A 13953-nucleotide genomic window follows, 5' to 3' on the forward strand; every position below is an offset into this window, starting at 1 on the left:
CAACAAACCTAAAGTAAGTTCATTTTTCACTAATACGTATGGCGTTGAATTAAGTTCAAGTATTCATCCAACTGAATAAAGTTTGCTTCACTGCCTTTAACTACTGCGAACTTATTTGCATCTAAGCCTATAAATTCGGCGGGGTAAGTTATCGCCATTTTTAAACATGCTTCATTTGAAAGATGTAAATGTTGTTTTGTATTTTGAACAGCCATAAGAAGGTTTAAGTGAGCGCCAGCCAGCGTACCGGATTCGTTTGTTAGCTTGCCATTGCACACAGATACCGTTTGATTAAATAAATTAAAGCTCGTTTGGTCACTGCCTATAGAAGACATAGCATCAGAGACCAAATACAGCTTACCTGTCTTCTTTTCTGAGCTATCGGGAAATGCGGAGCTATTGGTTAGCTGATTTTTTATTTTCCAAGCTAACTTTGCAGAAACATAATCAACATGAAAACCATCTAAAATTATACCAGCATAAACACGCTCGCTATTTAGTGCCGCACCTACCGCACCTGGCTCTCTTCCGGTAAGCGGAGACATTGCATTATACAAATGAGTAAAACCACTTGCCCCAGCATCTATCGCAGCCTTAATGGATACGTACGATGCATTTGTATGGCCAACGGAGACAATACAATTGTTGGCAATTAAGTACTTAATATCCTCTAGCGAGACGGCATCGGGATCTAGTGTTATTAGCTTGATACCAATGTCGGATCTTGAATATAACTTTTTCTCTGCATCACCTAGTGTTCGAATAGACACTTCTGGATGCACGCCCTTTTTAGGCTCACTGATATGAGGACCTTCAAAGTGAATACCTAAGACACCAGCCAAACCTTGCTCTATAGCAGCGGAAACACTATCCGCAGCTTGTTTCATAACTTCAATTTTGTCGGTAATCACTGTTGGTAGAATATGAGATGTACCACTAACATTGTGAGCATTCACAATACGCTGCAAGCCATGAATGCTAGGATCATCGTTAAATAAAACCGCGCCCCCACCATTAACCTGTAAATCTATAAAACCAGGTGAAAGAATACCATTTAAGGATATTGCCGTTGGGAAGTCAGATAGCAAGGTATTATGATGTATCTCATAAACGCAACCGTTTTGAATTTCTAATACTGAATTTTGAATTAAACGATTGCCGTCAAATAAGTATTCTGGCGCTATAAATTTGTTCATAACGAGTCTGTTATATAAAAGGTGAGAGTCACTATTGAGTACGTCGTTTTATTTTACTGAATTAAGATAATGCCAAGGTTAACTGGGACTGTAAACGGTTACTTGATTACGGCCATTCGATTTAGATTTATAGAGCGCTATATCGGCTTGTTTTAATAACTCATTGATGGTTCTTGTGGTGAAGTCGCTTTGTGCTATGCCAAAGCTGCAGGTAAGCTTAAATTCAATATCAGAGCTAACACTGAAAGCACTGTCTTCAATTATTTGTCTCAAAAATTCAACTTTTTTGATTAAAATAGGCGGTGGATCACCTTCTAAAATAATGACAAACTCTTCACCTCCAATGCGAGCCACGATATCTCTAGCTCGTAAATTTTCTTTTAATAAATCAGTCAAGTGTTTGAGTACAACATCTCCAACATCATGTCCAAAAGTGTCATTAATAGTTTTAAAATGATCAATATCCATCATGGCCACAATAAAAGAACGTCCAGACTCGTATGCCGACTCAATAGCTTTACAGCCGTCAGAGTTTAATCCTCTGCGATTCAAAGCCTCAGTCAGCGTGTCTGTTTTCGCTAACTTTTCTAAGTTGAGTGTTTTATCTTTAATTTCCGTAATATCACGTTCAATCGAGGCATAATGAGTAACAATACCTTTACTATTTTTGAGTGGAACAATATTTAGGTCGACCCAATAAGGTTTGCCATCTTTTTTGTAATTGATGACTTCCTCTCTAACAGGTAAAAACTGAGTTAGATGATCCATTATTTTTTTAGTGGTGATCGGGCTGGTTTTTTCACCACTAAGTATGGAGGGCGTTTTGCCTATAACTTCTGTACTGCTATACCCCGTTAATTTACTAAATGCTTCATTAACGTATACAATTTCGGGCCCAGCGCCTTTAGTATCAACAGCTTGGCTAATTATGACGGCATCATTCGCTTTTGCGACAATGTCTTTAAATGGGATAATTTCTTTTTGGTCAGAGATGTTTGTAAACGTGAGAACGTAATTATCTAACTGCGTTTTCGTGCTTTTTTCTATGTAAGCGTTACATAAAAACCATGAGTAAACGTTGGTTGTGTGATTCAGAACCCCAATTTCATAATTGCACAGTGGCTTTTGTGTTCGAGCAACAACAACTGCGGGAAACTCTTCTGTAGCCAGTAAGTCTCCGTGTTTATCTACAATAGTCCAAAACGGGTCGGTGATAAGATTAGAGGTTTCAAGATCACTAGTGAGACCAAGCCAGTTAATACAGGTTTGATTTGCATATTCTATTTTAAACTCGTTATTAAATACAATTATGCCAATTGTTAATGAGTCTAGTAGTTGTTCATGATCTATTGTTAAATTCATTTTTTACCCGAGAGAAGCGTTTTTCTACTCGCCCTGTAACTCCACATAACAATTCATAAGGGACTGTTTTAGCATAGTCTGCAATTGTTTCTAAAGGCAAATTTTCGCCCCAAAGAATTGCTTCGTCACCCACGTTTATTGTTTTTTCATTACCAATATCAATTGAGATCATATCCATTGATACTCTTCCTGATAATGGATATTTTACGCCGTTAACTAAAATAGGAGTGCCGTTTTCTGCATTCCTAGGATAACCATCGCCATATCCTATGGCTATCACAGCTAAACGCGTGTCTTCTTTTGCAACCCAAGTGGCACCATATCCAACACTTTGCCCTTTTTTACTTCTCGAATCGCAATGATGCTCGACTTTAGTGTCATCACTGGTTTTAATTCATAATTTGAGGCACTTGTATTATTCACTGGCGATACGCCATAAAGCATGATGCCTGGGCGAACCCATTGATGATGACTATTTTTAATAGACAATATGGCAGCCGAGTTTGCAAAAGAGCATTCACCTTTATGGTGATTTTGTAGCTCTTCAAATACCGAAAATTGATAATCATTTAACGAGTGTGTGACGTCGTCGGCGCAACCAAAGTGGCTCATTAAAATAGGCTCACCTAAGATATTCTTGTGCCTAGATATTTTTTCTCTTATCGCAGGAAACGTCTCAGGAGGTAAACCTAGTCGATGCATGCCGGTATCAACCTTTAACCAAACTCTCACCGAGCGTGGTATGTCGGCCGCCATAAAATCATCAAACTGTTGCTCCGTATGAAGAACCGTATCTAAACCAAGGTTAGAAATAATTTGTAATTCATCAGCTTCAAAAAAGCCTTCAAGCAAAACTATTGGTTTGGTAATACCCGCCGCTCTTAGTGCGACAGCTTCGGAAAGTCTGGCAACACCAAAGGCGTCGGCTTGATGGAGGCTTTTTGCAATTTCAGTGGTGCCGTGGCCATATGCATTTGCTTTTAACATTGCCAAAATTTTACTGTTTGGGGCATTACGCTTAACAACGAGTAAATTATGTTGTAACGATTCTAAATTTATTTCAGCAACTGCAATTTTCATGTTTTTGGATTAATCCTCGATGATGGCATTACCAGCGTAGTTATCAAATCTTGAATAATGAAGTTGGGTGGTTAGTCTAATACGACCTATAGGACCGTTACGGTGCTTACCAATAATAATTTCCGCGGTACCTTTGTCGGCCGAGTCTTCGTGATAAACCTCGTCTCTGTAGATAAACATAATTAAGTCAGCATCTTGCTCAATTGAGCCTGATTCCCTTAAATCTGAGTTTACCGGACGTTTGTCTGCACGTTGTTCTAGTCCACGGTTAAGCTGAGCTAGTGCAATAATAGGAATGTTTAATTCTTTTGCGAGTGCTTTTAATGACGCGGAGATATCGGCGATTTCTAATGTACGGTTGTCTTTATACTCTGGAGAGCGCATTAGCTGAAGGTAATCAATCATGATCATGGACAAACCACCGTGCTCACGAGCAATACGTCTTGCGCGAGATCTCACTTCAGTTGGCGTAAGGCCAGATGAGTCATCTATGTATAGCTTACCGCTTTCCTGCATTATCCCAAGCGTACTTGCTAAGCGAGCCCAATCGTCATCATCTAAGTTACCGGTTCTTACTTTAGTTTGATCAATACGGCCTAATGAGGCAAGCATTCTCATCATGATTGAATCGGCTGGCATCTCTAAGCTGAATACTAATGCTGGGTAGTCAGATGTTAGCGCGGCAGTCTCCACCAAGTTCATGGCGAACGTTGTTTTACCCATTGATGGACGAGCGGCAACTATAATAAGGTCTGAGTTTTGAAAACCACTGGTCATTTTGTCGAGGTCAGAGAAACCGCTCGTTAAGCCCGTTATACCGTTGTTATCACTGCGCATTAACTCTTCAATTCGGTCAACGGTAGAACTCAAAATAGAATTTAGATCTTTTGGTCCTTCATTGGCGTTCTCTCGTTGCTCAGCAATTTTGAATACCTTTGACTCTGCAAAATCTAACAGTTCTTCACTGCTTCGACCTTCAGGGTTGTAACATGCGTCAGCAACTTCATTTGCCGTGCCTATTAACTCTCTTACTACAGCTCGTTCTCTTACAATCTCGGCATAAGCAACAATGTTTGCAGCACTTGGTGTGTTTTTCGCTATTTCACCTAAGTAAGCAAAACCGCCAACACCTTCTAATAGTTTGTCTTTTTCTAATGCTTCGGAAACCGTAATTAAGTCGATAGGGTTATTTTGTAATACTAGTCCCGCCATGGCGTTAAAAATGGCTTTGTGCTGACGTAAATAAAAGTCGTCTTTAACAACTTTTTCAGCTACCCGATCCCACGCATTATTGTCTAGCATCAGACCACCAAGTACAGATTGTTCCGCCTCAATTGAATGTGGTGGTAACTTTAGAGAATCAACTTGCTCTTTTTGCTCTCTACTTGGTTTATAAGAAGACTTTGCCATGTATTGCCAGACCTAATATTTAAATATTTGAGTACATTTGAAAATGTAATGAACTGACATTTTATGGGTAATAGTAACTAACCGCAATAACAATAAACCACAAGATTTTTGGTCTTGTGGTTTATTTATCTTTTGTATCAGCTTTGTTGGTAATTGACAGAGGCTTTATTGCCAATTAGTCCTTTTTAAGGATACTAATATCACCATTCACTGTATTCATATCAAACTTTATAAGTGCACCTGCGGTTTCGAATTCTAATGATTCACCTGGTCCATATCTGTTTTTCTTTGACTGCTTGCTTGTTAGTTTATTTACGATATCACCACCAGTATGAGTCTCTATTTGAAACCTACCAGAAATACTTGCAGGAACATAAAGGTCAACCTCTCCACCCACCGTAGAAATATAAACTTTGCCTTTTTTATCGTAGCTATAATCTAGTTTCACATCGCCATTAACAGTGTTAATTTCAGCGTCAGGAACCCCTCTCAACATTAAGTTCATATCGCCATTCACGTTGTCGATGGACAAATCTTGAGCGGTAGTTTCAATATTAATATCGCCGTTTACTGTGCTGACTTCCATTTCGCCTTGGCTGTTTTTGTCATCAACTTTGCCATTAACAGTACTTAACGTGATAGCACCATCTAAATCTCGGCTTTTAATTCGGCCATTGACGGTTTCAAGGTTAATTCTCTTTTTAAGGTCCGATGCGCTAATATTTCCGTTAACGGTATTAATACGTGAGCTGCCAACGATGCCTTCTACGTCAATTGAAACATTTACCCCTTCAAACCTTAGGTCACTTTGCTTAGGGACATAAAACGTAAGTGCAGCACTAGAATCTTTCCAGTTACCCCAGCGTTGTTCTGGCATTTCCACTTTAAAAATGACCCTATTGCTGTTGCTTTCAAATTGATAACCGTCAGCTTGGTCATCTAATTCACCAACCACTCTTACTTCGTTTTTGTCCCAACTTTTAATAGTGACAACACCCGTCATAACATCAATGGATACTCGACCATCCGCTTTTGCGGTAAGTGTTTCATCTATTTTCTCGCCTGCCCTCAAAGTTGCAGAAGAAAAAACAATGACGCTTAATAAGCTAAATTTCAGTAGACTCTTAGTTAAATTCATTACAATTATTCCTACTCTGTTAAATTTGAATATATTTAGGTTGATGACTTTTCGCAATAATATCGAGCTGTCGTTGATATACATGCGTTAACATTTTCATCAATGCTGGGTCACCAGGCTGCGACTTCAATGCTTGCTTTAGTGATTGCTCAGCCTGCTCTAACTCTTTTAAAGACTGTTGCCAGTTATTTGTTATTTGAGGGTGGTCACTCACTCTTTTTAAAAGCTGTTGTTTTTGCAGCTCAAAACTGGCCGTTACGGGCTCTAACCATGGCATGGTGTCTGTATTTGGATTGGAGCCATTAATGTAAAAGCCCGCTAAAAAAGCAATCGGTAAAAATGCTGCTGCTATACTTTTCCAATTTGAGTAAATCGTAGGCTTTGCGTGTTCTTGCTCAGTTTTAGCTACGGCTTGCTCTATACCAGCCCAAAGATCGCGACTCGGCTCTAACTCTTTAGGTAAGTCGTTGATTGCTTGCTCAAGAGCTTGCTCATTGCTTGAATAATTCATTAGGCAACCACTCCTCTATTTTGTTCTTCTAACGTTAAGGCCTCTTTTAATAGCTTTTTCGCTCTGTGATACTGAGCTTTGCTCGACCCTACCGCAATATTTAATTCTTTTGATATTTCTTCATGACGCCAACCTTCAATGGCAAACAAAACAAATACAATACGAGCTTGCTGCGGTAAATTGGCGATATGTTTGTCCAACCCACTTCTAAATAAAGCAAAATCATGTTGCTCGTCATTTGTTGGAATAGTGTCAACCATGGCTTCACCTGACGTGCTGTCTTTATCAACAAACCAACTTTGCCACCAACGTTTTTGTTTACGCATATAATTTATCGCTTGGAAACTCGTAACAGAATAAAGCCAAGTGCTAAATTGACTATCACCTTGGAAGTTTCCGATTTTTTTCCAAACCTGCACAAACACCTCTTGGCATATGTCTTCCGCTAATTCCGCGTCACCAGAGAGCCTGTAACACAGCGCATAAACCTGTTTACCATACTTGTCGTAAAGTGGCTTTAACGCAGTTTGTTTGCCCTGCTTTAATTGCTCTATCCAACCTTGCTCATCATCAGCATTGTTTTGACGTTGCTTAAACGCTGCAGGTTGAATTACATTTCCAGTCACGGTCCTATGCTCACTATATATTTGTCATTATTTTTGTTTGTTATAGCTTTAGTAACCATCAAACCAAAAAAGGTTTAAACAGGCAAAAAAAAAGACCTTAAAAAGGCCTTTTCTTTATTTAGTAATAAGTTAACTACGTATTTTCAATGTTTTTCTTGTTAACGCTAGTAAACCTAAACCAAACAGTGCAATTGACGAAGGTTCTGGCACTTCATTAAATACTTCTTCCGATGTACCTTGAATTCCAACAGTAAAGCCATTCCAAGTTTCATCGCTTAAGCTTCTCCACGAAACGTCCGTAAAAGAACCTGTAAATTGGATTGTTCCATGTGGTTCACCTGTTCCAAGTAAACGGTATTCAAAGTCGCCATTGCCAAGATCTATAACTTGTTTATACGATGAGCCCGCACCGAAGTACCCATTGGCATTACCATCTAACCCGCCGTAAGACAAAATGTCGAAGTCTTGGTCAAAAGCGTATCCATTCAAATTTAAACTAACATAAGAAAAAACTAAGTTTGCAACAGACTCAGAAAAATTTAATGTTTGGCTTCCTTGACGATTCAGAGCAATCATCTCTGACGCCGTTGGTGTGTTGTCTACTAACGCACTTGTATATGGCGAAATAGATGGGTCTTGAATGCTATTAAAGTAATCAACACCTGTACCTGTTTGAAGAAAGTGAATGCCCTGAGAGTTAGCGTAACTTACGTCAATCACTGATGTAGACGTTGTCATAGTACCGTTAACTTCAGTGATTCTATTGATTGTTGGATCAACAGTTCCCGACTCCCAGTCAGCCCAGTAAATTAATTCAGCATGTGCATTAGAAGCAGTAAATATTGTCGTTGATAGTAGCCCTATTAGGGAAAGTTTCTTAAATATATTCATGGAATTTTTTAGCTCTCATTGATAAAAATTAAGACGTTTATCTTATACAAGCAAAAAATGAACCACGATATTATACCTTTAGAAACAGATAGATACGATTTGGCAGCCAGGGCTTGTAAAAATATCTGACATCTTTGGTTTGGTGTTATTTCTAATCATGAGTTCTAGGCAAAAAAAAACACCGCACTAGGCGGTGTTTTGTATTAAAAAGATAAATCTTTCTAATTATGCTTCAGCAATAACTGCAACTTTAACGTTGGCCATTACTTCTGCGTGCAATTGAACTGCAAGTTCAAATTCACCGATTTCACGGATTGCACCTTCAGGCATTTTAACTTCAGCTTTAGCTACTTCAACACCAGCTTCAGTGATCGCGATAGCGATGTCACGTGTGCCAATTGAACCAAACAATTTGCCTTCGTCACCAGCTTTAGAAGCAATAGTGATTGCTGCTAATGCATTAAGTTTCTCAGCGCGTGCTTGTGCAGCAGCTAGTTCTTCAGCAACTTTCGCTTCTAATTCAGCGCGACGTGCTTCGAACATTTCTAAATTTGCTTTGTTTGCTGGAACTGCTTTTCCTTGAGGGAAAAGGAAGTTACGAGCAAAACCCGATTTAACGTTAACATTGTCACCAAGTGAACCTAAGTTGGCAACTTTGTCTAAAAGGATTACGTTCATAAGTATTAAACCTCTTAATTACCAATCTTATTGATGTAAGTCTGTGTATGGTAGCAATGCTAAGAAACGCGCGCGTTTGATTGCACGAGCTAGTTGGCGTTGATACTTTGCACTTGTGCCAGTAATACGGCTAGGTACAATTTTACCGCTCTCTGTAACATAGTTACGTAGAGTTGCTAGATCTTTATAATCGATCTCTTTTACGCCATCTGCTTTGAAACGGCATACTTTACGACGTCTGAAATAACGTGCCATTAGTATTCTCCTAATTGAGTCTTTCTATATGTTGGGCGTGAATGGCAATAATGGCTTGGCCGTTTTTGCTTTCATGTCGGTTTAAAAAACCAGACACTTGAACTTCATCACCTACAATAAAATTTTTGATTAACTGCTGCTGTTGCTCACCACAAGTTACTACATGAAGCCGGACATACGCATTGCGATTAAATCCATCTTCCTGTTGTATTGATTTATGCTCAATTGAAAACTGACCATGAATCACACCTGCAGGGCTGGTTGTAAACTTGGGTGACTTGCAAACTTGGCCGGTTAAAACCAACTGATTAAACACCTAAGCTAACTCCCTAAATTAAGCAGCTTGTTCTTTTTTCTCTTCTTTTACTAAAGGAGAAGCTTCAGTAACAGCAGCGTCTTTACGGATAGTCAAGCTACGTAAAACAGCATCGTTGTAACGGAAAGTCTCTTCTAATTCAGCAATAACTTCGCTAGTCGCTTCAACGTTCATAAGAACATAGTGCGCTTTGTGAAGTTTCTCAATTGGATAAGCTAGTTGGCGACGACCCCAGTCTTCAAGACGGTGGATAGTACCATTTGCTTCAGTGATAGAACCAGTATAACGCTCGATCATACCAGTAACTTGTTCACTCTGGTCAGGGTGAACCATAAAAACGATTTCGTAATGACGCATCGTTAGATTCCTTATGGATTAGTAGCCTCATCGACAAGCTCAGCCAAACTTGAACAAAGGCAAGGAACAAAATTAGTAATAGCTGATTTGGGCGCGCAATTATAAGGATTTTTGCGCGTTACACAAGTTAATTGAAGGAAATTTGAACGGTTTTATTGAAGTTACTCTGAATCATCATCTTCACCGTCTTCAGACTCGGGTTTTGGGGGTGCTTCAAAGTCCGCTTTTAGCTGCTCGTAAGCTACTCTCAACTCTGGATCGTTTGGATCAAAGCCGGTATGTCTGTAGATTATCTCGCCTTCGTGGCTAACAAAAATTGTGGTTGGTGTACCAATTACACCAAAGGCTTTTGCTACGGCATCACCTTCCAACAAAACGGGAAACATTAAACCTCTACTTTCCATTTCTTTGACTGGTTTTGCGCCTGGATTTTCCCACCAACTAACCGCATAAGTAGGAATGCCACTTTCAATATAATCTGCCGCTATATAGTCCAAACCAGGCTGAAAGCGTTTACAGTAGGGACACCATGTTGCCCAAAAATGAAGTACGTAAGGTTTTTCAGCTAAGGTTGCTGATGAAACTGTATCGCCTTGTCCATCGACTAACACCCATTCAGGCGCTTCGTCTAATTTTACAATTGGATTACCATCTTCATCTAATTCAACTTCAGGATCATCTGCTGATACTTGAACTGAAATAGATAAAAACAATAAAATGAGTGTGGAAAAGAGTTTAGATAACTTCAAAATACGACCCTAAATAAATGCTCAATCTTTGACTATTATTATAGACCAAGGTTGAGCATATTTAATTGCAAATTATCGAGTTTCTTTGACGAACCGCTTCATACAAAATGACACCCGTTGCTACAGACACATTTAAACTAGAAACTGAACCAGCCATAGGAATTTTGACTAATTCATCACAATTTTCACGTGTTAACCTGCGCATTCCTGTGCCTTCAGCGCCCATAACAATGGCTAATGGTCCTGAAAACTTCATTTCAAAAACATCCGCCGTTGCTTCGCCGGCGGTACCAATAATCCAAACGTTATTGTCTTGAAGTATTTTTAAGCTTCTTGCCAAGTTAGTAACAACAAATAGTGGCATGACTTCGGCAGCGCCACAGGCAACTTTTCTAGCGGTGCCATTTAGCTTTGCAGATCTGTCTTTAGGGACAATAACACCGTCGATGCCAGCGGCGTCTGCTGTACGTAAAACTGCACCTAAATTGTGAGGATCAGTTACGCCATCTAAAACTAATAAGAATGGAGGCTTATCTCTATTCTCCACACTTTGAAGCCATTGCTTTAAATCACCTTCATCACGCTGTTTAGCTGGGCGAACTCTTGCTACAACACCTTGATGTTGCTCACCATCACATTTGTCGTCTAGTGTTTTTCTTGACGTGTACTGTACCGAGAAGCCTAATGAATAAGCTTGCTCTAAAATCGGTTTCATACGATCGTCTTCTCGTCCTTTAAGGACAAATAACTCAATAATTCTTTCCGGCTCGTGTTCAATGATGGCCGTTAAAGAATGGATGCCATAGGCTATTTCAGAACTCATATCTTTCTCTAATCACTTTTTTTCTTGGCAATACGTTTTGCCGCTCTAGACTTAGGTTTTTTCTTAGGTTTGCGTTTTCCCTTAGCCGCTGTTTCATCTTTTTTAGGCTTACGCTTAGCACTTGGTTTGGATTTTTCTTTACGCTTACCCTTTGAATCCGAACCTTCCTTTTCAGACTTTGATTTTGACGTTAACTTGCCACTCTTTAACTGTTCTCGCACACTTGGCTTTTTAGAACGACTAGAACCAGCATTTGTGCTTCTGCGTTTGCCACCGCTGACACCTACTAATTCAAAATCAATCTGCTTATCTTCTAGATTCACAGACACAACTTTGACTTCAATGGCATCACCTAAGCGATATACCTGTCGGCTATTTTCACCAATTAAGGCGTTTCTTTCAGGGCTAAAGTTAAAGTAATCTTTACCTAACGCGGTAATGTGAACTAAACCTTCTATATGCAAATCTACCAAGCGAACAAATAGTCCAAAAGAAGTTACAGAGGCAATAACGCCCTCGTACTCTCTATCGATATGGTCTTGCATAAACTCACACTTAAGCCATGACTCCACGTCTCTTGTCGCGTCGTCGGCACGGCGTTCAGTCATTGAACACTGCTCACCAAGTTGTTCTAGTTCATCTTCTGTATAAGCATAATGGCCTGAAGTGCTCTGACCTTTTTTCTTCACTATGGCTTTAATTGCGCGATGAACAATTAAGTCTGGATAGCGACGAATAGGCGAGGTGAAATGCGCATAACCTTCAAGTGCCAATCCAAAGTGACCAATATTATCTGGCTGATATACGGCTTGGCGCATACTCCTAATCATCATGGTTTGAATTAACTCACCATCTGGACGCGATAAATACTGATTAACCTGACTGCTTAACTCTTTAGGTGTTGGCTCATCACTAAAGGTCAGTTCGCCACCCAATTCACTTAAAAATGCTCTAAATGTTGCTAGCTTGCTAGGGTCTGGTTTGTCATGTACGCGGAATAAAGCATGGCCATCATTGCCTTCAATAAATTGAGCGGCAGCCACGTTTGCCATGATCATGCATTCTTCAATAATTTTATGCGCGTCATTTCGTTCAACCACTTCAACGTGGTCAATCTTTTGCTGTGCATTAAATATGAACTTAGGTTCGATAGTATCAAACTCAAATGCACCGCGTTCGGCACGAACCAACTTAAGCGCTTTATAAAGATTATTTAAATCTTGAACGTGTGGCCATACATGCTGATAACGTTCTTGAAGTTCTTTGTCACCCTTCAGCATAGCTGAAACTTTAGTGTAAGTTAAGCGAGCATGTGAGTGCATCACGGCTTCGTAAAAGGTGTGCTCTTTTAATTTACCCGATGCGTCAATATCCATTTCAGCCACTAAACACAATCTGTCTGTTTGCGGGTTTAATGAACATAATCCATTGGATAGTGCTTCAGGTAGCATTGGAATTACTTTTGATGGGAAATAAACTGAATTTCCTCGTTCAATAGCTTCTTTGTCTAAATCTGAGTTATGTTTTACGTAATGGGAAACATCAGCAATGGCAACATAGAGTGTCCAACCGCCTGTTGATTTAGGCTTACAAAAAACGGCATCATCAAAGTCTCTTGAGTCTTCACCATCTATGGTAATGAGTGGCATTTCTCTAAGATCAACTCGGCCCGCTTTGTCTTTTTCTAATACTTCAGAAGATAATTTAGAAACGTATTTATCAATGCTTGCTGACCACTGGAAAGGGATATCGTGGTTTCGAAGTGCAATATCAACTTCCATGCCTGGTGCCATATGGTCACCTAACACTTCAGAGATTTTACCTATGGCATTGCTGCGTTTACTTGGTCGCTCAATAAGGTCAACAATCACCATTTGACCGTGACGAGCACCATTCTCTTGACCTTTCTCAATCAAGATCTCTTGTTTAATTCGACTGTCGTCTGGGATCACAACGGCAACGCCCATTTCCACGAAACAGCGGCCAATGATAGGTGCAGAACGACCTTCAATAATATTTGTAATTCGTGCTTCAGTTTTACCTTTGTATTCGCCAATTGGCTGCGCTAATACGTAGTCACCGTGCAGTAAGCCACGCATTTGGCTGTGACTGATGTACCAGTCATTTTTACCGGATACTTTGCCGTCTGGCTGAAGAAAACCAAATCCGTCCCTATGGCCTAATACTTTTCCTTTAACGATTTCTTTCTCGTCAGGAATGGCGTATTTCTTAAATTTATTAAAGATAAGTTGTCCGGCATTTTCCATCGCTCGTAGTCGGCGCTTAAGTGCGACAATGAGTTCTTCATCTGAAATTGAACAAACTTTGATTAATTCATTAAATGTTAGGGGCTTATCGGCCTGCTTAATCGCGTCGAGGATAAATTCGCGGCTGGCAATAGGGGTAGAATACTTTTCTTTCTCCCGAGCATAATTCGGGTCTTTTTTGGCATTAATGTTCACTTTTTTCAGTTGTAATAAAAGACGCCGCGTTTGCGCCGTCCTCATTAGTATACCAACTGAGCAAATTAATGTTCGAAACTTTTATTAAATATGATGATA

At 39.7% G+C, this 13953-nt stretch carries 16 protein-coding genes; all 16 read right to left on the reverse strand.

What is annotated here, in order from left to right; all coding sequences use genetic code 11:
• Window positions 1–29 precede the first annotated feature (29 nt).
• Window positions 30–1196: an N-acetylglucosamine-6-phosphate deacetylase gene (gene nagA, locus GNP35_RS10160; RefSeq protein ID WP_155695976.1), complete on the reverse strand. Its 1167-nt coding sequence runs from the start codon at window positions 1194–1196 to the stop codon at window positions 30–32.
• Window positions 1197–1274: 78 nt separating this feature from the next.
• Window positions 1275–2558: a sensor domain-containing diguanylate cyclase gene (locus GNP35_RS10165; protein ID WP_155695977.1), complete on the reverse strand. Its 1284-nt coding sequence runs from the start codon at window positions 2556–2558 to the stop codon at window positions 1275–1277.
• Window positions 2536–2952, reverse strand: a complete 417-nt coding sequence (locus tag GNP35_RS16305) for an alanine racemase C-terminal domain-containing protein (RefSeq protein ID WP_330997785.1) — start codon at window positions 2950–2952, stop codon at window positions 2536–2538. Before GNP35_RS16305 ends, GNP35_RS10165 begins: the two co-directional genes overlap by 23 nt.
• Complete coding sequence (gene alr / locus GNP35_RS10170; RefSeq protein WP_330997765.1) at window positions 2841–3638, reverse strand: alanine racemase; 798 nt, start codon at window positions 3636–3638, stop codon at window positions 2841–2843. The genes GNP35_RS16305 and alr overlap by 112 nt, the downstream gene beginning before the upstream one ends.
• A 9-nt stretch (window positions 3639–3647) precedes the next feature.
• Window positions 3648–5048: a replicative DNA helicase gene (gene dnaB / locus GNP35_RS10175; RefSeq protein WP_155695978.1), complete on the reverse strand. Its 1401-nt coding sequence runs from the start codon at window positions 5046–5048 to the stop codon at window positions 3648–3650.
• Between the two features lie 175 nt (window positions 5049–5223).
• Window positions 5224–6186 (reverse strand): DUF4097 family beta strand repeat-containing protein, encoded by a 963-nt coding sequence (locus GNP35_RS10180; protein ID WP_196492484.1) that lies wholly within the window; start codon window positions 6184–6186, stop codon window positions 5224–5226.
• 19 nt (window positions 6187–6205) lie between these two features.
• A complete protein-coding gene (locus GNP35_RS10185; protein WP_155695980.1) occupies window positions 6206–6697 on the reverse strand; it encodes a hypothetical protein in 492 nt (163 codons plus the stop codon).
• Complete coding sequence (locus GNP35_RS10190; protein ID WP_330997766.1) at window positions 6697–7323, reverse strand: RNA polymerase sigma factor; 627 nt, start codon at window positions 7321–7323, stop codon at window positions 6697–6699. The genes GNP35_RS10185 and GNP35_RS10190 overlap by 1 nt, the downstream gene beginning before the upstream one ends.
• 129 nt (window positions 7324–7452) lie before the next feature.
• Window positions 7453–8214, reverse strand: a complete 762-nt coding sequence (locus tag GNP35_RS10195; protein ID WP_155695981.1) for a PEP-CTERM sorting domain-containing protein — start codon at window positions 8212–8214, stop codon at window positions 7453–7455.
• Window positions 8215–8439: 225 nt separating this feature from the next.
• Entirely contained in the window at window positions 8440–8892 is a 453-nt protein-coding gene (gene rplI / locus GNP35_RS10200; RefSeq protein WP_155695982.1) for a 50S ribosomal protein L9, read from the reverse strand.
• Window positions 8893–8919: 27 nt separating this feature from the next.
• On the reverse strand, window positions 8920–9147 hold the full coding sequence (gene rpsR, locus GNP35_RS10205) for a 30S ribosomal protein S18 (protein ID WP_155695983.1): 228 nt from the start codon (window positions 9145–9147) through the stop codon (window positions 8920–8922).
• 10 nt (window positions 9148–9157) lie between these two features.
• Complete coding sequence (priB, locus tag GNP35_RS10210; protein ID WP_210561020.1) at window positions 9158–9463, reverse strand: primosomal replication protein N; 306 nt, start codon at window positions 9461–9463, stop codon at window positions 9158–9160.
• A gap of 18 nt (window positions 9464–9481) precedes the next feature.
• Window positions 9482–9820, reverse strand: coding sequence for a 30S ribosomal protein S6 (gene rpsF / locus GNP35_RS10215; RefSeq protein ID WP_155695984.1), 339 nt, complete (start codon window positions 9818–9820; stop codon window positions 9482–9484).
• A 161-nt stretch (window positions 9821–9981) separates the two neighbouring features.
• Window positions 9982–10569, reverse strand: coding sequence for a TlpA family protein disulfide reductase (locus tag GNP35_RS10220; RefSeq protein WP_155695985.1), 588 nt, complete (start codon window positions 10567–10569; stop codon window positions 9982–9984).
• Between the two features lie 61 nt (window positions 10570–10630).
• Window positions 10631–11392, reverse strand: a complete 762-nt coding sequence (gene rlmB / locus GNP35_RS10225; RefSeq protein ID WP_155695986.1) for a 23S rRNA (guanosine(2251)-2'-O)-methyltransferase RlmB — start codon at window positions 11390–11392, stop codon at window positions 10631–10633.
• 8 nt (window positions 11393–11400) lie between these two features.
• Window positions 11401–13899, reverse strand: coding sequence for a ribonuclease R (gene rnr / locus GNP35_RS10230; RefSeq protein WP_155695987.1), 2499 nt, complete (start codon window positions 13897–13899; stop codon window positions 11401–11403).
• Between the last annotated feature and the right edge of the window lie 54 nt (window positions 13900–13953).

The sequence above is a fragment of the Psychrosphaera haliotis genome, assembly GCF_009728465.1.
Classification (GTDB): domain Bacteria; phylum Pseudomonadota; class Gammaproteobacteria; order Enterobacterales; family Alteromonadaceae; genus Psychrosphaera; species Psychrosphaera haliotis.